Origin of the sequence: Bacillus sp. BML-BC051 (genome assembly GCF_019656175.1) — a bacterium.
In the GTDB taxonomy this organism is placed as follows: domain Bacteria; phylum Bacillota; class Bacilli; order Bacillales; family Bacillaceae_G; genus Bacillus_A; species Bacillus_A mobilis.
In genome coordinates this window covers 26,448-47,079 of record NZ_BPLI01000042.1, presented here as the reverse complement: position 1 = coordinate 47,079, position 20,632 = coordinate 26,448, and the positions used below count along the sequence as shown (strand labels likewise).

The 20,632-nt window shown below is 33.0% G+C and carries 19 protein-coding genes and 2 pseudogenes; 1 reads left to right on the top strand and 20 read right to left on the bottom strand.

The features are described from left to right. The 6 genes from K5S59_RS17295 to K5S59_RS17270 all read right to left on the bottom strand — a co-directional run bounded on the left by K5S59_RS17295 (nucleotide 1) and on the right by K5S59_RS17270 (nucleotide 5,650). Nucleotides 1-789 (bottom strand): enoyl-CoA hydratase, encoded by a 789-nt coding sequence (locus K5S59_RS17295; RefSeq protein WP_000939815.1) that lies wholly within the window; start codon nucleotides 787-789, stop codon nucleotides 1-3. 4 nt (nucleotides 790-793) lie between these two features. Next, the gene (gene mvaB / locus K5S59_RS17290; RefSeq protein WP_000775443.1) at nucleotides 794-1,705 is read right to left on the bottom strand and encodes a hydroxymethylglutaryl-CoA lyase; all 912 of its coding nucleotides are present in this window, start codon (nucleotides 1,703-1,705) and stop codon (nucleotides 794-796) included. A 21-nt stretch (nucleotides 1,706-1,726) separates the two neighbouring features. Then, complete coding sequence (locus tag K5S59_RS17285) at nucleotides 1,727-1,942, bottom strand: acetyl-CoA carboxylase biotin carboxyl carrier protein subunit (protein WP_001985297.1); 216 nt, start codon at nucleotides 1,940-1,942, stop codon at nucleotides 1,727-1,729. A 25-nt stretch (nucleotides 1,943-1,967) separates the two neighbouring features. Next, nucleotides 1,968-3,305 carry an acetyl-CoA carboxylase biotin carboxylase subunit gene (locus tag K5S59_RS17280; protein ID WP_000486724.1) on the bottom strand — a complete coding sequence of 446 codons (1,338 nt, stop codon included), beginning with the start codon at nucleotides 3,303-3,305 and terminating at the stop codon, nucleotides 1,968-1,970. A gap of 15 nt (nucleotides 3,306-3,320) precedes the next feature. Beyond that, nucleotides 3,321-4,466 carry an acyl-CoA dehydrogenase gene (locus K5S59_RS17275; RefSeq protein WP_000397281.1) on the bottom strand — a complete coding sequence of 382 codons (1,146 nt, stop codon included), beginning with the start codon at nucleotides 4,464-4,466 and terminating at the stop codon, nucleotides 3,321-3,323. Between the two features lie 215 nt (nucleotides 4,467-4,681). Then, on the bottom strand, nucleotides 4,682-5,650 hold the full coding sequence (locus K5S59_RS17270; protein WP_098257877.1) for a YbgA family protein: 969 nt from the start codon (nucleotides 5,648-5,650) through the stop codon (nucleotides 4,682-4,684). 232 nt (nucleotides 5,651-5,882) lie between these two features. Here K5S59_RS17270 and K5S59_RS17265 point away from each other — a divergent pair, with 232 nt between their 5' ends. Then, nucleotides 5,883-6,182, top strand: a complete 300-nt coding sequence (locus K5S59_RS17265) for a WGxxGxxG family protein (RefSeq protein ID WP_000728148.1) — start codon at nucleotides 5,883-5,885, stop codon at nucleotides 6,180-6,182. A gap of 120 nt (nucleotides 6,183-6,302) precedes the next feature. Here the strand turns inward: K5S59_RS17265 and K5S59_RS17260 are convergent, their stop codons facing one another. From K5S59_RS17260 to K5S59_RS17195, 14 genes and pseudogenes are all read right to left on the bottom strand, one after another. Further along, nucleotides 6,303-6,956, bottom strand: a complete 654-nt coding sequence (locus K5S59_RS17260) for a TetR/AcrR family transcriptional regulator (protein ID WP_098257879.1) — start codon at nucleotides 6,954-6,956, stop codon at nucleotides 6,303-6,305. Nucleotides 6,957-6,980: 24 nt separating this feature from the next. Continuing rightward, entirely contained in the window at nucleotides 6,981-8,000 is a 1,020-nt protein-coding gene (locus K5S59_RS17255) for an ABC transporter permease (RefSeq protein WP_001266753.1), read from the bottom strand. Then, nucleotides 7,997-8,722 (bottom strand): ABC transporter ATP-binding protein, encoded by a 726-nt coding sequence (locus tag K5S59_RS17250; protein ID WP_120450185.1) that lies wholly within the window; start codon nucleotides 8,720-8,722, stop codon nucleotides 7,997-7,999. Before K5S59_RS17250 ends, K5S59_RS17255 begins: the two co-directional genes overlap by 4 nt. Before the next feature lie 178 nt (nucleotides 8,723-8,900). After that, nucleotides 8,901-9,152, bottom strand: coding sequence for a hypothetical protein (locus tag K5S59_RS17245; protein WP_000548621.1), 252 nt, complete (start codon nucleotides 9,150-9,152; stop codon nucleotides 8,901-8,903). Nucleotides 9,153-9,360: 208 nt separating this feature from the next. Then, nucleotides 9,361-9,624: pseudogene (locus K5S59_RS17240) on the bottom strand (metallophosphoesterase); the annotation flags it as partial. A gap of 115 nt (nucleotides 9,625-9,739) precedes the next feature. Continuing rightward, nucleotides 9,740-11,176, bottom strand: a complete 1,437-nt coding sequence (locus tag K5S59_RS17235; RefSeq protein WP_000925298.1) for an MBL fold metallo-hydrolase — start codon at nucleotides 11,174-11,176, stop codon at nucleotides 9,740-9,742. 66 nt (nucleotides 11,177-11,242) lie between these two features. Beyond that, nucleotides 11,243-12,442: an FAD/NAD(P)-binding oxidoreductase gene (locus K5S59_RS17230; RefSeq protein ID WP_098257881.1), complete on the bottom strand. Its 1,200-nt coding sequence runs from the start codon at nucleotides 12,440-12,442 to the stop codon at nucleotides 11,243-11,245. A 605-nt stretch (nucleotides 12,443-13,047) separates the two neighbouring features. Then, nucleotides 13,048-13,326: pseudogene (locus K5S59_RS17225) on the bottom strand (IS4 family transposase); the annotation flags it as partial. A 605-nt stretch (nucleotides 13,327-13,931) separates the two neighbouring features. Continuing rightward, a complete protein-coding gene (locus tag K5S59_RS17220; RefSeq protein WP_000832863.1) occupies nucleotides 13,932-15,011 on the bottom strand; it encodes a Ger(x)C family spore germination protein in 1,080 nt (359 codons plus the stop codon). Between the two features lie 2 nt (nucleotides 15,012-15,013). After that, nucleotides 15,014-16,096 (bottom strand): GerAB/ArcD/ProY family transporter, encoded by a 1,083-nt coding sequence (locus tag K5S59_RS17215; RefSeq protein WP_097890995.1) that lies wholly within the window; start codon nucleotides 16,094-16,096, stop codon nucleotides 15,014-15,016. A 20-nt stretch (nucleotides 16,097-16,116) separates the two neighbouring features. Then, a complete protein-coding gene (locus K5S59_RS17210) occupies nucleotides 16,117-17,616 on the bottom strand; it encodes a spore germination protein (protein WP_098257882.1) in 1,500 nt (499 codons plus the stop codon). A gap of 536 nt (nucleotides 17,617-18,152) precedes the next feature. Continuing rightward, the gene (locus K5S59_RS17205) at nucleotides 18,153-18,797 is read right to left on the bottom strand and encodes an HXXEE domain-containing protein (RefSeq protein ID WP_098257883.1); all 645 of its coding nucleotides are present in this window, start codon (nucleotides 18,795-18,797) and stop codon (nucleotides 18,153-18,155) included. 8 nt (nucleotides 18,798-18,805) lie between these two features. Then, the gene (locus K5S59_RS17200; RefSeq protein ID WP_098257892.1) at nucleotides 18,806-19,363 is read right to left on the bottom strand and encodes a TetR/AcrR family transcriptional regulator; all 558 of its coding nucleotides are present in this window, start codon (nucleotides 19,361-19,363) and stop codon (nucleotides 18,806-18,808) included. A gap of 40 nt (nucleotides 19,364-19,403) precedes the next feature. Then, nucleotides 19,404-20,606 carry an MFS transporter gene (locus K5S59_RS17195; protein ID WP_120450183.1) on the bottom strand — a complete coding sequence of 401 codons (1,203 nt, stop codon included), beginning with the start codon at nucleotides 20,604-20,606 and terminating at the stop codon, nucleotides 19,404-19,406. Nucleotides 20,607-20,632 lie beyond the last annotated feature (26 nt).

Sequence of the window (20,632 nt, the reverse complement as noted above, 5' to 3'; positions counted from 1 at the left end):
TTACTCCCCCTTATACATTGGTGTGCGTTTTTCCTTGAATGCTTGTAATCCTTCTAATCTATCTTTCGTATGGACTACACCTTCATACGCTTGTTTTTCCATTTGTAATCCGGTATGTAAATCAACTTGAATACCGTTTGAAATTGCTTCTTTTGCTAATCGAACAGCAATTGGACCATTACTAGCAATTCTTTCTGCCATTTCAATCGCTTTCTCTTCAAGTAAATGAGCTGGTACAACGAATTCTACTAGACCATATTCTTCCGCTTCTTGCGCCGAGATGCGTCTGCCTGTATAAATTAATTCTTTTGCTCTACCAACACCAATTAATCTTGGCAAACGCTGCGTACCACCTGCTCCTGGTATAATTGCAAGTGTAGTTTCAGTAAGACCAAAACTCGCAGTGTCAGAAGCAATTCTAAAATCACAAGCTAAACTTAATTCTGTACCACCACCAAGCGCGACTCCATTTACAGCAGCAATAACTGGCTGAGGTAATTGTTCAACCATTTCCATAGTAGCGCGAATCATACTAACAGCATGGCGAACTTGTTCCTCATTCATACCAGCGCGTTCTTTTAAATCAGCCCCAGCACAAAACGCTTTTTCACCAGCACCTGTTAGAATAACTACACGAGTATTGGACTCTTCATTTATTTGAGTTAATATGTTTTGTAACTCTTCTAATAACGCTAAAGATAATGAGTTTGCTTGTCTTTCACGATATAACGAAATCTTTACAACATGTGGTGTTACATAATCAACTGAAATGTTTTGTAGTTGTAGCATCTTCTCACCTACTTATCGTTTTATGTTGAAGCGCTCTATACACATGACTCGGTAATTGGATATTTAATTTACTTTGAATAAATTGACTCGCTCTCAATAACTTCTCTTCATCAATATTCGTTTGGACCCCTAACTTATGGAGCATATGAACTAAGTCATCGGTTGCAACATTGCCGGATGCTCCTGGTGCATATGGACAGCCCCCAAGACCACCACAAGAACTATCAAATGTTGTAATACCATATTCTAATGACTTAACTACATTCGCCAGAGCCATTCCATACGTATTATGGAAGTGCATTGCAAACTGCGAAGCATCATATTTCTTTAATAAATGTTCTAAAACCTGCTCTACTTGTAACGGATTTGCTACACCAATCGTGTCACCAAGAGATACTTCATAAATGCCATATGAAAATAGTTGATTACATAACTCGTCAACTGCTGCGACACTTATGTCCCCTTCATAAGGACAACCAAATACAGTAGAAACATAGCCTCTTACCTTTTTACCTTCGAACGTGGCCTGCTTTGTTATATCTTCAATGACAACTAATGCTTCTTTAATTGATTTATTAATATTACTTTTATTATGAGATTCACTTGCTGATAAAAAAACATTCACCTCATCTACATTTTGCAAAAAAGCTCGTTCCAAACCATTTTGATTTGGAACAAGCGCTGCATATGTAACATTTGGATCCCTTTTCAGCTCAGAAAACACATCATTTGCATCTGCTAATGCAGGAACCCATTTAGGGTGAACGAATGAGGAAACTTCAACGTACGATAATCCCGCCTCTGTAAGTAGTTGAATCCATTTTACTTTATCTTTTGTGCCAACAATCTTTTTTTCATTTTGTAAGCCATCACGTGGCCCGACTTCTTTAATGACAGCAAAATTAGGTAGTTTCAATTCGCTTCCCCCTATATCTCCCTATTCAATTTCTAGTAATACATCTCCTTCATTTACAAAATCGCCTTCTTGCACATTAATTTTCATAACTGTGCCAGCTTCTTCTGAAACGATTGGAATTTCCATTTTCATAGATTCCAAAATGACGACATCCTGCTCTTCCTCTACTGTATCTCCTACTCCTACAACAATCTTCCATACATTTCCTGCCATCGATGCATATACTTTCGTCATCATTTTTCCCCCTTAATATTCTTAAACCTTATTTTTTAACAAGTTGTTTCGTTACAAAACCCGTTGTATAAATACCACTTTTGAACACATCATCTTCCAATACTTGAATTAGCATTGGCGTGTTCGTTTTAATACCTTCTACTTTTAATTCTTCTAAAGCATCATGTAATTTAGAAATTGCTTCTTCACGAGTTTCACCATGAGCAATGACTTTCGCAATCATTGGATCATAGAAAGGTGTAATCGTTACTTGATTCTCTAAAAAGTGATCAATACGAACATTCGTTGGCAGCGTTAAATTTGTAATTTTCCCAGGTGATGGGAAGAAAGTTTTCGGATCTTCTGCATAAATACGTGCCTCAATGGCATGACCACTACGTTTTACATCATCTTGTGTAAACGATAATTTCTCACCACATGCAATTAGAAGTTGTTGTTCTACAAGATCTAAACCAGTAATTTCTTCTGTAACTGGATGCTCTACTTGTAATCTCGTATTCATTTCTAAGAAATAGAAGTTTTTCTGATCATCAACTAGAAACTCAACTGTACCAGCATTTGTATATCCTAGTGCTTTGGCAGCTTGTACAGCAACTTCGCCCATCGCTTTTCGCGTACCTTCATCTAAAAATGGTGAAGGTGCTTCTTCAATTACTTTCTGATTTCGGCGCTGCACGGAACATTCACGCTCCCATAAATACACTGTGTTACCATGTGTATCTGCTAAAAGTTGAATTTCAATATGGTGTGCATCTGCAATATAGCGCTCTAAATACATTTCTCCGTTACCGAAGAAGTTTTGCGCTCTTGTTTTATTACTTTCAAATGCTTTGGTGAGCGTTTGCTCAGTTTCCATCAACTGCATTCCAATGCCTCCGCCGCCTGCGGATGCCTTCAACATTAATGGATAACCAATTTGTTTTGCAATTTCAATTGCTTCTTCAGCAGTTTCAATATTTGTAGTAATACCTGGAACTACTGGGACATCTGCAGCTTGCATTGCAATACGAGATTCGATTTTACTTCCCATCTTCGTAATGATTTCTTCTGATGGACCGATAAATACAATCCCTTCTTCTCTACAGCGAACCGGAAATGAAGGATTCTCTGATAATAATCCATATCCCGGATGAATTGCTTCAGCGTTTGTCTTCTTAGCTATTTCAATAATTTTTTCAAGGTTTAAATAGCTTTCTTGGACACGCGGTCCACCTACTAAGTAAGCTTCATTTGCCATTTTTACATGAAGGGCATTTTCATCTGCCTCAGAATAAATAGCAACAGTGCGAATGCCAAGTTTTTGACAAGTTTTTATAATACGAACTGCGATTTCCCCGCGATTAGCAATTAATATTTTTTGAAACATAGTGATTCCTCCCTTTTATCTACATCCTAAATGTCTAGCAATTACGAGACGTTGAATTTCAGAAGTTCCTTCACCAATTTCTAATAGTTTTGCATCACGAATATGTCGTTCCACTTCATATTCACGCATATAGCCATATCCACCGTGAATTTGTACTGCTTGATTTGCAATACGGCTTGCTGCTTCAGATGCGAAAAGTTTTGCCATAGCCGCTTCTTTACCAAAAGGTTTATCGTTATCTTTTAACCAAGCTGCTTTATGTACTAAATTACGTGCTAGCTCTACTTCAGTCGCCATATCAGCTAATTTAAATTGAATCGCTTGGAAATTAGAGATTGACTTTCCAAATTGTTGACGTTCTTTCGCATATTGCAGTGCACGTTCAAATGCCGATTGTGCAATACCTACTGCTAATGCTGCGATTGAAATACGTCCTCCATCAAGTGTATATAAGAATTGTTTAAATCCTTTATTTACATCACCAAGAATATTTTCTTTCGGTACACGTACACCATCAAGTACGATTTCACATGTATTAGAAGCACGAACACCCATTTTATCGTAAGGACTTGAGATCGTTAATCCTTCACTTGTAGTCGGTACAATAAATGCCGAAATACGTTTTCTACCATTGTCTTCAACACCGTTGACAGCGGTTACAATAATTGTATTTGCATACTCTGCATTTGTGATCCAACACTTTTCACCGCTAATAACATACTCGTCTCCATCTAATACAGCTTTCGTTTGTGTACCACCTGCATCAGATCCAGCGTTCGGCTCAGTTAATCCGAAAGCACCTAACGTTTTACCTGACGCCATTGGAACTAAATATTTCTGTTTTTGTTCTTCTGTACCGAAATAATAAATTGGTGAAGCACCTAATGAAATTGTTGCAGCGTAACTTAATCCCGTCCCACCACAAGCACGACCAATTTCTTCAACTGCTAACGCGTACGATACAGTATCGCCACCTGAACCTCCATACTCTTCAGGGAATGGGATGCCTAATAATCCTAGTTCACCCATTTTTTGAAATGTTTCATATGGAAATTCCGCAGTTTTATCATAATACACAGCTTTCGGTGCGATTTCCTTTTCAGCAAAGTCACGTACCATTTCTTTAATCATTTGTTTTTCGCGAGTTAGAGTAAATTCCATTCCGCTACACACCCCTTATCGAATATTGAGTTTCGACAGCGTGCGAGTTTCTACTACAAACGTTACTACTTAAAGACAAGAATATTAGTTAGATAATTGTTATAATTCTGTCATAATCTAATTTTAAAACAGATTCTGTACTAATGCACAAAAAAATTCCTACATTGTTCTACAACAACATAGGAGTTTTCTTGTCGAAATATGTAATTTGTTGTTTAATAATCTCTACCTTTACCCGAATCTGAAATCTCTACTAAAGCTTCAGGGTATGGTTCGAAATATGTTTGTCGTAATAAATACTTTTCATCAAATCGAAGAGCCCATGATTTTAAAATTGCAAGTATACTACTAAGCGGGCTTTTCTTTTCTTTATATTTTTGTATCAGATCTAAAAAATGATCTTTTTCTTGTTTTTTCAATTTTGTTTTAAAATATCCAAAAATATGCTCACATACATTTACATTCGATGTATAGCGGGGTGTGCGCATAAATAATTCATATAAAGTTTTCTCATAATTTTCAAATACCACTTCAATCTTTTCATTTTTGTGATTTGCAATTATTCGTCCCAATTCCTTTTGTTTTACCTGATTATATGCCATAAATAAATATTTATTATCAGACTGAAACGATACAAGATCTTTTATATTTTTATTATGTTTGATCATTTTGTAAGATGCGATTGTAAATAACCTTGTAAAGAAATGTTCTCTAATAATAAAATTCGACAATCTACCTTCTTCTTCAATTGGAAGATGTGAAAATTTTTTTATTACTGCTCCGCCAAATAAGCCTGATCCCTTTCCTTTTGCTGGCGCTTTTTCAAAACCAGAATAAATTTTTACATCACGGGTACCACAACTTGGCGAACGATTCTTTAAAATAAAACCATCCACATCAGGTATCGTTTGTAAAAAGTCATTTGAAAATTGCTCCATTTTTTTAGTTACATCTTCCCGCGTCGACGGCTGTACAAGTCTATTCACACCATTTTCTTCTACAATTCGTATCGTTTCACGAGGAGTGCCCAATCCGATCTCGACTTCTGGACAAACAGGTATAAATGTAACAAATGGCTGCAAATTTCGTATTGTTACATCTGGAATCATCTCTCCATTATAACGACAAGCATCAAATTCTAAACATTTACTCACAACAATTGTTGGTTTTGCAAATTGTCGCATTTCATTACCTCCTTTGTACTAGTCCGTACTATATAAATTGTACTAAGTTTAGTATCGTAATCAAAGTTTGTTTTATTTAATATTTTAATGCACATATTCAATGCCCTTTTAACAGTTATTTAGCTCTACGACGTAAAGATGTTCGCTTTAAAATCATGGTTTGATACTATCACAAATGAATAATGCACAAAAGAGTTGGAGAATGTAATACGTAAGAAAGGAGGGGAAATTTATGAAGAAAAAATTATCATCTATTTTAAGTGTTTTAGCACTATCTATTATGTTTTTAGGTACATCTGCCCAAGCTGAATACGATGGAAATCATATGAATAGAGTTAATAACACTGATATTTCAACTCGAGTTAATGACAATAACTTAGACAGAGTTAATAATGATGTGAGAACTCGAAATGTAAATACGACAAATGATTTAAATGATAATCGTGATAGAAATAATAATTGGGCTTGGCTCGGTTTATTAGGACTAGCAGGATTATTAGGTCTTAGAAGAAGAGACAAAGAAGTACGTTAATCTAGACTGTTTTTCGTAAACAAGTACTTATTTATCAAAAATATAACAAATATAAATCGCCTTTTTAAAGGCGATTTATATTTTGCTTAAATGTAACATATGTAATTCATACTTCAACGATTAATTTCGTGGCGTTAATCCATACAATATAAATTGAATCGTATTTTCAATTTCCACTTCATCATTCCATTTTTCTTCTGGCAATAATAAAAATCTTGTTAATAATAAACCTAATACAGCTGATAAAGTAAGTCTTAATACTGAAGATGGCGGCATTTCAATAATTTCCCCGTCTTCTTGAAACTTTACAATCAACTTTTTAAAATGTGAAAATAACTCTGTTTCTACTAAATGTTGAATTTCATTTTTTAATTCTGGCTGAAATGGCACTTCTTGAATTAATATTTTTATCATGGGAAAATGCTTTTTTGCAAATTCAAATCTATTATGAATCACAACTCTTAGAAGCCCTTCGTATGATTCATACTCCGATTTAAATATTTCCTTTGCGAAGGCTTGTACGAAAAATGGTGCAGCAAACTTTGTTAATGTCGGCATGACGACTGCTAACAATAAATCTTTTTTCGTTTTATAGTAGCGGAAGATTGTTCCTTCCGCTACACCAGCACGCTTTGCAATTTCACTTGTTGAAGTTGAAGCATATCCTTTTTCGCCAAACATATCAACAGCTGCCTCTAATATACGCATTTGACGTTCATTTCGTTTATCCGTATTTGTTGCGGCAATTAATTCTTCCAGCCAATCCTTCTTCATCTATAATGCCCCTTTGTATCATCATTATATTTTCCGATGTTTCTTTAATGCAAATACATTCCCTATTGCAAATAATAGAGAAAAAAGTAGTAATACAGTTAGATCTAATGCAATCTCTGTAAATCCTTGATTTCGAATCATCACTTGTCTCATTGCGTCAGCTCCATATGTGAGCGGAAATAAATTCCCTAACATTTGTAGCCACTTATTCATAGATTCAATTGGAAACAATCCAGAAAAGAAAATTTGTGGCACAATGACAAGCGGTATAAATTGAATCATTTGAAATTCATTATTTGCGTATGCTGATAAAAACGTCCCTAAAGTTAGTGCTGTTAAAGAAAGCATACATGTAATAAGTAGCGTTAGCCATATGGAGCCAGCTACATACAAGTCTAAAATATAAACTGAAAAATTCACGATTATAATTGATTGTATAAATGCAAAGATTCCAAAACCAATAATATATCCTACAACTATTTCCCATCTTCTCACTGGAGTGGACAATAACCTCTCTAATGTACCACTTAAACGTTCTCTAACAAAGGAAACTCCAGACAATATAAATACAAAGAAAAATGTAAAGAAACCAATCAATACGGGACCAAGCCCATCAAACATTGTAAAGTCTTTAGAGCCATGTAAGTAATTTACTTCAGGCTTCATAATTGATACATCATTCTTTTCTGAACTCTTTTGTAAAACTTGAAGTACAGCACGATTTTTTGATGAATCACTTCCTTCTAATAAAAGATTCATTTTCCCATTCTCTAAATAAATTACTGCATCTACCTTTTGCTGTTCTAACTCTGAAATTGCTTTCTCTTTGCCGTATTCATAAATTGAGGCTTCTTGAGTTTTCATTGTTTTTACAATAGGAGCAGGCACATCAACTACAGCGATATGCGGTACATAGTCTTTTTGTGTAAACACAAGCGACAGTAACCAAAGTAATAACATTGGTGCTCCAAACATCATCGCTAACGAACGTTTATCTCGAAAAAATTGGCGAATAATACGAATGATTACACCAGTAACTCTCATGATAGGGCCACCTCTTCCAACAAAAAGACATCTTCAATCCGTCCTGATGATACCCGTTTTTTCAATTCTTCAGGTGTTCCAGTCGCAACTAGCTTTCCTTCTCTAATTAATCCTAAGCGTTCACAAAATTCAGCTTCGTCCATAATGTGTGTCGTTACAATAATAGTTGTGCCTTTCTTTTTCAAATCATAAAATTTTTCCCAGATTGTTTTTCTAAGAAGTGGATCTATCCCCACTGTTGGCTCATCTAAAATTAATATTTCAGGTTCATGAAGGAGTGCTATCGCTAATGATAAACGCTTCTTCATCCCGCCTGAAAAATGCTGTACTTGCTTTCTCATATGTTGTGATAATTGTACAAGATCAAAAACCTCTTGTATTCTTTCTTTTTTATGTTTTCCCCTTAATCCATACATCGTTGCAATAAAATCTGCATTTTCATATGCTGATAGTTCTTCATATAATGCATCAGCCTGAGCCATATAACCAATTCTTTTCATTTCATTTAAATTAGGCATGTTCGTGTTGTATACAAGCACTTCACCTTTCGTCGCCTCATTAATACCTGCAATCAATTTAATAAGAGTCGTTTTCCCTGAACCTGAAGGCCCAACTAAACCAAATATCTCTGCTTTTTCAACTTGCAATGAAAGATTGTGTAAAATTTCTTTTTTCCAAAAACTTTTTGACACGGTTCGTAAAATAATGGCAGGTTGCTGCACGTATTCTTCCTCCTTTTCAAAAATGAGTGAGTACTCACTTTTATTTTACTCTTGCGTAATTATATGTCAAACTTCATTGATTAGTATGTATTTTCAATCATAAACAATGAAACAGAGTCGACATTAGAATTTCATTTCTTAAAGTCGACTCTGTTTCATTTAAATTATATATTTCATTTTACGTTTTTAAATTCATATATTTTCTAATTCTAGCAACATCTAAAGAATATTCGATAACTAATTGCTGTAACGGTAAAATAACTGTATCAGGATATAAATGTGCATATTGTAATGTTTCTGCATATTTTTCTAACCTTTTTTCTAAATACTTTATAATTTGATCAGGATGGCTTACTAATAAACATTTACAATAATAATGTATTTGTTCCTCAATCGCCGTATACTCTTCAATTTCATATTCTTTATGCATGTGTACACCCCTTTAAGTTTTTTACTGAATTGCTTATCACACTTTTCACTCGACTAATTTTTAATTTTTTTGATTATTTACACTATAACAAACTCTCCGGGTCAAATTTTGTTACTTTATGTAACGTAGAAAATTTTTAACAAAACTGTAATGTTAACTTGTATAAAATGCATATGGCCTATTTTTTCTGTACAAAAAATCGTACAGTTCAATTTAACTGTACGACTACAAGTTCTGGCCTATTAAAAATTCTTTGCGGAATGATCCTATTGCCTAATCCTCTACTTACTACCATAGACGTATTTTATTTTTCATATAAACCGGTTGTATATTTAGGTAAAACACCTTGATTTGGAGCCACTAATTTGCTGATAAATGGTAACCTAAATTGTCCACCATGAGCGTGTCCTGATAAAACTATATCTATTTGCTCATCAGCATAATTCTGAATAAATTCAGGTCTATAGAATAAATCATCTATTTCTCCTATTTTAATACACTATCTAACTGTGTTGCTCCTATATATAGATATACTCCTATGTAATCCGCAATTTTCCTTATCGGATAAATTAATAAAAATTATTTCCCTACACATTGCGATTACATGTTATATAAGGAAGCTCTTCCTTTTTCCATGCAAGAAATCCTCCCTTTAAATTCACTACTTCCTTTATACCTGCTCTTTGTAAAATACTAGCTGCTATAGCGGAACGCAATCCGGTTCGACATTGTAAAACTATTGGGCAATCTTTCGATATACAATCTAGCTGCTTAAATAGATTTCCTAAAGGGATATGTATTGCATCATGAAGATGTCCTTCCTCCCACTCTTTTTTACTACGCACGTCGATTACCTTAACACTTCCACCTTTTATATGCGGATATAATTCGATTGATGTGTCTTCTTTGTAACTTTCTAATCTATTAAATCTTTGTATTACCTTTACAGGTACAAAAGCAATAATATTATCTAGCCCAATAGATTCAAAGTCTCTAATAACTTCCTCCACTCTAACCTTTTCCTCATCTAGAATGATTAAAGTTTCTGTTTTATAATCTAGTAACCATCCACACCAAGTTGTAAAGGAATTGTTATAAGGTATGTTAATTGATTTCTCGATGTGACCAGAAGCAAAACTCTCTACATCCCTTATATCAACTATTTGCTGAACGCTTGTCATAACTTCTTGAAGTTTTTCTACTGTATCAATAGCAATAACTTCTCTCTTCTTACGAATTGGAGGACCAGATTTATTTAAATTCTTCATTAATGAAAAATACTTTGGAGGCTCTGGTTGTCCCCTCAATAAAGTCGATACAAAATCACTTTCTTCATTACACTGAAATGCCCAATTGAACATCTTTTCATAACCTAATGTAGAAGTTGGAATTGCTCCTAATGCTTTTCCACATGCGCTTCCTGCACCATGTGATGGCCATATTTGCAAATAATCAGGGAGTATTTTTATTTTTTGTATAGAATTAAATAATTGTTTCGCTCCTATTTTTGCAGTATTTTTCATACCTACAGCAGTTTCTAATAAATCCGGTCTTCCTATATCTCCTACAAATATAAAATCACCTGTGAATATTCCCATTGGCTTTTCATTCGTATAATTATTTTGACTTGTATCCGTTACTAAAAAAGAAATACTTTCAGGCGTATGCCCTGGGGTGTGAATTACATTAAATTTTATATGACCTATTTTAAACTCTGTGCCTTCTCTAACCAATTTGTATCGACCTTCGTTAAGATATTGATATTTCCAATCACAATCTCCTTCATCAGATACATATAACTTTGCATGATAAAGATTAGAAAGTTCTCTAGACCCAGAAAGAAAATCTGCATGAATGTGAGTTTCAGCCGCAGCAATTACTTCCATTCCCTCTTTCTTAGCAAATTCTATATATTGTTCTATATAGCGACCTGGATCAATTACAATTGCTACGCCTTCCTTCTGACAACCGACCAAATAGGAAGCATGTGCTAATTTTTCATCATAAAAATATTTTAAAAGCATAGCTATTCCCTCCAAATAGTTATTTCAAAGTACTTTTCAATTTGTATAACTGCTTTCTATCTTCTCCTATAGCATCCCTTTCAACATAAAATTCCAATACATATAGGGCAACATATATCTTTTAAGTAAAAACATACTATATCGTTCTTTCGCTTGATTAAACGGAAATGTTTCTTGAGGCTCATGTTCATAGTTAAATTCAGCGAGTATAAGACTTTTATAACCTGTAACAATCGGACAGGATGTATATCCATCATATTTAGCATGCAAGTCTCTTCCGTTAAGTACGTCCATAATATTTTGTTTTAAGACAGGTATTTGTTTTCGAATTGCCGCTCCAGTTTTAGAGGTGGGTAAATTGGTACAATCTCCAAGTCCGAAAATATTCTTATACTGTACATGCTGCAAAGTATACGGGCTTATATCTACCCACCCCTGAGAATCACTTATCTCACTCTCTTTAATAAAATTAGGTGGCCCCATTGGTGGAACAACATGGATCATACTGTATGGTACAGTTTCTCTTTTCAGTGTTTGCGTATCTTCAAAAATTGCTTCTCTTTTTTCGGCAATAATTTCTACTAAGTTTTTATTATAATTCGTTATAATTTGCTTTCTTTCTAGTACTTGTTCTAATGTATTAGCATAACGTGGAACCTGAAATATATTAGCGTTCGCCGTATAAAACATTACTTCACTTTTGTTTCTTACACCGCTATTACAAAAATACTCTTCTGCTAAATACATAATCTTTTGTGGAGCACCACCGCATTTAATAGGAGTGTTTGGGTGGGTAAAAACTGCATTTCCTCCTTTAAATTTTTCAATTTCTCTCCAAGTAGAATCAACATATTTATAAGAGTAATTGCTACAAACCCCATTAGTCCCAATAGACTCCTTCAAGCCTTTAATACCATCCCAATTTATTTGTATACCGGCTGCTACAATAAGAATTTCATACTCAAGCAGCAGTCCATCATCTAAAAGTAGCTTATTTTCTTCCGGAAACAACTTAACGACACTTTTAGGAATCCACGTTGCACCTTTTGGAATAAGCACTTCTTGATCACGCATCGTACTTTCCTTTGAAACAATTCCTCCCCCTACTAAACTCCATAGTGGTTGGAAATAATGTTTTTTTGATGGATCAATAATTGCTATATCTTCTTTCAATAGGGGTACATTTCGTAACAAATGTGCAGTAGAAGATACTCCTGCCGTCCCAGCACCAATTACAATAATTTTATAACTATCTCTGGTCTTCATTATCCTCTTCCCATCTAAATTTGATTTTTAAAACAACTAATTCGCAGCCGTATTTTCATTGTATTAACTTATTATAAGTTAAAAACACCACCCTTTTATCTGACTTAAATGAAAATTTCGTTAACTTTACCATCAATTTTACTTTATGCGTAAATCCCCTATGCTACTTCCATCTTTTATATTTTTCAATCTTAGCCTTTATTCAATCTTACTTTTATTTAATCAGATAGAGGAATTGTTAGTTAAATACGGGAGGTTTTTATAACGCGCTAGGTATTCATGTGAAAAAATTACTAATTACATGGAAATTAGCTCCGACTCATATTTAATTGAGTGAAATTATTGAGGTTACCGAAGATAATATATGCTGATGTTGAAAAAGGAGCACCTAACATTGTTCCCGCAGCAAGCAATGTAATAACTGTTTTTTTTATTCGTTTTCCCCCTTCAATATGAGTAATTTAAAAGATATAGTTGCAAAATTTAACATACAATTATTTTTGGGTTTTTTATATAAATATAAATAATCGCATATTATTCATATATTATTTTATTAAGATGTAAATCACTTATAAGGGTACTAACCCATCGCTATCAAGCTATGCTCATACAACGTCAATTAGAGTAGAGGCTGTTTTCTTTTCGTATCGATGAGATTTTTCCCCCGTTTTGCTGTAGGAGGTTGAACAGGCGAATTAGAATCTTTGATAACTCTTGGGTATCTTTCTGTATAGCTTGGAAAAGAAGAAAAAATTAAACTTTAATCATATATATGGCATTATATTCACCCAGTTCTCTTTTCTTTTTAAATTAAGAAGTAATCGCCCTATTTGAAACATGGTAGAAGAACAAAGTAAAATAGCTGTCAGTTGTCCATACACATAAAGCGATTAAATCTTTTGCTTGGTATTTACTGGTTCATTGAAAAAACTAACATCTCTAGCAAGGTCCAGTAAGGCATTTGGAGAAAAAAACTTGAATTTCTTGAGCAAATAGTTGTAATTCGTCAAACACAGAAACAGACACAAAAAACGCCATCCTTTCCTATGATTTAAAGAAAGAACAGCGTTTTTTTAATTTTATGGAGAACTAATTATTTCTTTTTTTATAATAAGAAAGGAGATTTATTATCATATTAATTAAACATATAAAGATAAGTGAGTACTTAAAAATAGTACTTTTATAGTTTCCAAAAAACAAAAATAGTATAGCTAATAGTGATATTGTGCTAATAATTAAATGATACATATATTGAGACTGTTTCTTCATTAATCACTCCTATTATTCGTTTAACATATATAAATTATATATTATTATAGAGAAGATTAAAATAAATAAAATATGCCTATTGCATATCTAATAGCAAGATACCACTGCATACCTCATTAACTAAAAAATAACCTGACCTTTCAAAGAAGTTTCTCTTCTCCCTCCTCTCCTGCGAGACCATATTTTTTCATTGAAATTTTCCATATCTTATTTGATTTATTTATTCTGTAACACCGGATTGGGTTACTTTTACATCAGCTGTTACACGAAAACGTAAATGTTTATAGGATTCTTCCCATTCTTGACTGTTCCATTTTCTTACGTGAGTTCTACCGAGCTTTCTAAGTCCTATAGGATCTGTGCCTTTTTTAATAAATCTCTTTATCAATGTAGTTGCTTTTTTTTCTATTTCTGTTTCCATAATTTTTTCTAATTTTTTTATTTCTTTAGGATTATCTAGATTTTTGGTTTTGGTAAATTCTTGAATTTCAGCTTTAACTTGAATATGAGCATTTACGAATGGATGCTTACTATTCCCCTCCATCTTATATTTTGTTCTAGCTTTTATATTCTCTATCGTGGCGTAAGTATTTGAAGAACTAGGTAGTTTGAATTGGTATGTACCTTGTTTAAATTTATCTGTCAACAATTTAAATACAAATAAATCTTTAGGGTTCACTTTATCAACCATTTTACATCTTTTAAAAAGTGCTATTCCATTTAACTCCAACACGTTTCCTTTTTTAGATATCATTGGCAAATAGGAATCCCTCGCATCATCATCAAGTTGATTTAAAAACATAAAAAAGTTTGTTTTTGGTTGCGTCCCATTGTTCATATTTTGCTCCAGTAAAGAGGATAGATAGGAAGCAATTTCTTTTTCTTTAGAATAGTTCCCTTTTAATAGTGATTCCCCTTTTACATTTGTAATTGCTAAATAAATTGCATTTCCTACACTAGGATTTCGGTTCAAAGTCTCTAAAATTTCCTGCATTCCCTTTTCAATTATTTTTTCATTAAATATAATAACACGCAATTGACCCAACTCTAGAGGTCCAGAAGATTTTTCGGATGCCCTTGCAAGAACTTCTCTACCAGTCTGTCCTGATGCTGAATAGATTTTTGTTTCACCTTCTCCGCCTCCTTTATAAGCTGAAATCGCAAAGGTTCCTTTTAGCTTACCTTCTGCTTCAGTATCATATGCCGCAACTTGAACTAAATCAATGTCATCCACAATTTTTGTTTTAGCACAACCTATTAAGAAGACACTTAATATAAGGAAAAGTATCCATCTCTTCATGTTTATCTCCTTAACTTTATTTTGGCGGTTTGAATTAGCCATAGTACAGGTAGGTATACATATATATATACAAAGCCAATTTGACCTGTCCAAGTATTTAATAAGTTAATTTTATTACGGTTATTCAAGAAAAATGATAAAACAAAGATGAATACGATGATAACTGGCAATACATATTTTTGCTTTATTCCCAGTGCCTCTTTTATACCACGACTTACTCCCCATAATGTAAAGGAAACATTAGGTAATATAAAAAAAGCCCAAACAGAAACAATAATGTATTCAAACCGCTCTATAAAGGGAAATTGTATAATTTTAATCATGCTTAAATATGCCCATATCGCGTTCGCGAGTTGTTTTTCACTAAAAAACGCAAGAGTTAAAATCATAAGGTATGTGTAGACAATAGTCGTTACTAAATTTGCATAGTGTGCATATTTTTGAGACTTTTTTGCCTTTCTAATAAATGGGTAGTACAACAATAACATTTCAAATCCAAAAAAACTAAACATATTTCCTTTCATTCCTTTCATAATTTCTAGGAATGAATGTTGTGCAATTGGAAATAAATTCCGGAAATCTGCATACTGCAAAGGATAAAAAAATGTAAAGATTAGAATGCTTGGGATAACGATTCCAAAGAAGCCAATTCCGACAACTACACGAAACCCTCCAGTCACAATGTAATAACATAAGCCTAAAAAAGCCCCCGCTATAACCCAAGATGAAATTGAAGGAAACATCCAAACATGTACTACTTCGATATAAGTATGTAGTGTTGTTGCACCTAACAATACAATATAGGATAAAAAAATGAAGTTGAACAATCCACCAACCCATTTTCCAAATACGTTTTGATTGATTGCAATGATGTCTCCATTACCCTGATTTAAAATCTGATATATAATCCAAATCATAAGATTAACAGATATTCCAAAAAGTAGCGTGCTAATCCACGCATCATTTCCAACTAACTTTGCACCAATCCTTTCAAAACCAAGCATACCAACCCCCATCTGTATAGTAATAATCGAAAAAAACACCATATATGGAGATACTTGATACTCAATCGGGATCTGTTTCATAATGCTCCTCCATGCTAAATTCAATCATCAAAATCATTTCGTGATAAGATTTTATTTTTCTCTACCTCTTCTGGATTAAAACGAAAACGCTGTTTAGATCTTGAAAAAATCGGACGACGGAACATCGCTGAGATTGGCATACGTATAATGCTGTCTTTCCAATCTGTAGGGCGTGTAGGATAAAAAGGGAACAAATAAGGACGACTTAATGATTCTGTACGTAATAAGCGTGCTAAAAGGAAAGAACTTGTTAAAACAATTCCTAATAAGCCCAACAGGTGTGCAGCCATTATAAAAGGAAAACGAATTACTCGAATTGTATTACCAATTCTATATATTGGTGCTGTAAATGAACTAAGAGCTGAAAGTGCAACAATGATAATTAGTACATTACTTGTAAGACTTGCCTCAACCGATGCTTGGCCAATTACAATACCACCTACTATACCGACAGTTAAACCCACTTTAGTTGGTAAACGTGCCCCCGCTTCTCTCAGCAATTCAATCGTTATTTCTAAAAAAAGTGCTTCAATTAATGGAGGAAAAGGTACTTTACTTCTCGATATGATTAACGTTTCAAGAAGTTCTTTTGGAATAAGCTCGTAATGATATGTTAATATCGAAACATATAATGGAGTCGTTAAAACAGAAAACATAAAAGCAAAAAGCCTTAACAGTCGAAAAAAGGAGGCAATAATCCAAGGCATGGTGTAATCTTCTGTCGTAGAAAAAAAGTCAATTAATGTTGTTGGCAGGGTGATAGCATAAGGTGAGCCATCTACAAAAAGTGCAATTTTCCCTTCTGCCAATACAGCTGCTACACGGTCTGGACGTTCTGTATTCAAAAATTGAGGGAATATGGAATTAGGATTGTCAGCAATTAATTGAATCAAATAAGTACTATCTAAAACATGGTCTGTTTTTATTTGACTCACTCGTTTTATAATTTCTTGTAGATTTTGATCATTTACAATTCCCTCAATAAATACAATTGCAACGGTTGTGTTAGAGAGAGATCCTACCTTCAATTCCTTTATTTGTAAATAAGGTGTTGGAAGCTTTCTACGTACTAAATTTAAGTTTACATCTAAATCTTCAACAAATGCGATTTGTGGACCCACAATATTGTATTCAATTTCAGCTTTTGTAATATCTCTTTTTTCTTTCTTTGACACATTTATTAACAAGCCATTTAATTTATCTGTATCGAACTGAATAAGTATATAGCCGTTTAAAATACTATCCTGAATATCTTTCATTTGATTTGTTACTTTTGAATTTTCAAAGGGTAAGATAGACTGAATATCTTGTAACGAATCGAAGCTCCTCTCTTTTATATAAGTTAAAACCTCTTCATGAAATATATTTATATCGATTAATGTTCTAAAATATGAAATGACTATAGCGGAATTCTTTGAAGCGATCTCCAATGTTATAAAATCTTTAGATTTTTTCAACAATTTCATTAATTCCTGCAAAGATTTTATAGAGTGAATAGGTACTTTTTCATGTGGTTTCAATTGATAATACCCTTCCTTTCAAAAAGAAACTATATATAGTTTTTAGGAAATTTCTAATTTTAAAATTAGGGATAGTTATATGTAAATATGCTCATTGAAAATAATGCCTTTGGAAATAACTTAACCAAAAACAGTTAAAAAATGTACTTAAAGTAAAAATAAGGAATGATTATAAACGAAATTATGATGTGGATTAGACGGTATATCCAGCATTTCGGAAAGTTCAAGCCAGCCAAATGTCATTGCTCGAAGAAACTTTTTAAAACGATAGCCGAGACAGAAAAAAGAATCTTAATAGGGTTCACTGTACATGCCAATCAACTTAAGAATTCAGAATTAACACAAAACGGTAAGGTGAGCTTTTTTGTTACAAGTTAGCACAAAATTTCGTTTTGGGGGTGCTATAAAATTTTAGCTTGATGCAATGTGACGCTACCCCAAAATACAAAAATCTCTTTCAAAAAAAGAAAGGCGCCTATGCACCTTTCTTTTTTAATTCACTTGTACTCTCTTCAGCATCCACAATTCCTTCTGAATCACTTTAACGCATCATTGTACGGACCTAATTGCTTTTTAGAAAAGTAATGAATTGTCTCCTTACTTTTCAGTAACATATTTCCTTTAATAATTAAAAAATAGGTAGCTACTAGAAAATAGATTAGTCCTAATATCCAATCCAAATTTGTAGCTAAATTGTGTAAAAGAACATATCTCATATATGCATAACCAATTGGTACATGTAGTAATACAACCGCAACTAATCCTGGGTTGTATATTGTTTTAGCTTTTATATTCGCAAAAATACCATGCCATATGAATTGAAAAAATCCCATTAAAATAGGTCCCAACCCAAGCCATATAATATTTGGAAAGAAAACCGGAAGTAAATAAAAAACATACGCAATCAAAATATTTATTACCATAGCAGATTGCGTATTTAATGGATAGCGATCTGGTATATCACTTTTAAATATAACTACATTAAACAGACCAGCGAAATAACCTGGCCAACGATACTCTTCAAATTGATGCACTAAAATGGCTACAAAACTTAACGCTAACAGTACTTTTATTTCACTCATTTCTCCAAAATTCGCGACTAAACAACCTACGACAACAATTGCCATAGCTAACCCTACATCACACCAACGCTTTCTAAAGAAACTAATCATCTCTATCACCCACTATCTTAATTTTTATAAAAATAGCGTTCAAATAGGAAATCAATTTGTTTTTCTACAGGCAGTATTCTTATATCTGCCCCTGATTCAAGAATTAGCATCATTAATTCTGGGAGAAAAATGGATCCGAATATTTGCACTATCATCATCATTAAAATTTCCTGATCCGTTTCAATTGTTATTTCGCTTAAAATATTCTTCACTTTACTAAAACCGATCCTCTTCAAAAAATCACCATATTCGTATTGAGATGTAAATACCGTAGTTCCCATTGCAATAATTTTCCTAACTAACTCAGGGTATTGCCGAATTACTAGTACATAATCAAGTAAAAATATTTTTAATCTTTCTTTCGCTGGCACTTTAATATCATCTAAAATAGAAAAAGTGCCTTGAAAGCTAATTAATAAGACTTTAATTGTCTCACTTATCAACTTTTCTTTTGAGCCAAAATGGTAATTTACAAGCGCAATTTTTCTTATTGTTACACTTTCGAAGCCTTCGTCTTTAATGAACTCCAATGTTGTATTTACAGGATTTTTAACTTTATCAACCTTTTTAGGCATTGCAATTAAAATTAACTTTTTCACATTATAAAAAATTTTTCTATAAATTTTTTATATTTTCTACTTTTTTGGTACTTTCATTACTGTAAGTTGAAATTCCCCTTATTTTTAAAATAATACAACCTAGACCAAATGCAAAAAGAGAAAATATCCCAAAAGTAACAGTGATAGTATTTAATGATAGACTCCAGCTAATTAGGAAAGATACTAGTGCCCCCCCTAAACTGGCCGATGCAATAAATAAACTAGTCACTTGATCAATATTATTTTCCATAATACGGGAAGCTAAGATTAATGTTATTGGAAAAACCCCCGCTATGACTAAACCAATAATAAAGATGATAAACAAATACATACCTGTACCTCGAACAAAGGGAAATAGAGATAAAAGAATCACTAATGTAAAGCAACTAGATGTAATGTATGTCCAATAATTAAATTTATAGGCTAGCTTACCTACAAGTATTCTTCCTATAACTATTGCTATCCAAAAACAAGATATACTTACTGAACTGATTAATTCATTATTGGTAAGAATCATTATTGTAGATAAAAAATTTGCAAGATTAGTTTCTATGCCTGCATATAAGAATGCAAAAAGTGAAATAAAGAATATAACTTTAATCTTTTCACTTTTAAATTTAAGAGTGAATGAGGAAAGGGATGCTCCTCCCTTTTCATTTTTTTGAGGAGAAAAATTCAGAAATTTTGTACGTCCAAACATGTACCAAACAAATAGTGTAAAAATAAAGAATAGTAATATTCCATAAAGAATAAAATACCATTCATAAAATTTTATAATAAAATTAACTAGTAACGGAAACCCTAGTGCCCCAACCCCAAACCATACTTCGAGAATGCTAAATTTAGCAGCACTATTCCTTTCTGCTGAAATAATAAAGGAACCCACCGTAGTTTCTAACAAACCTGCTCCATAGCCTAATACAAAGCAAATAACGGCTAAATATGACCATTCTTTAATATATATAAAACCTCCTAGGACGATGGACATAACTAAAACACCTAATGTTATTGTTTTAAAATAATGATACTTTCTTACTAGTATGGGTGAACTTAGAACACCAAATAAAAAACCTGTAAATTGAAAAAATATTAAAACACCTAATTGATCAGGGGTTCTTCCGTAATACTGTATTAATGAAGGAATTAAACTACCGATACAAACATGTATGATCCCTACTATAAAATAAAACAAGCAACCATAGTAAAATATTAACCGCATCTTTTCTCAACTCCAATCCAAAATAA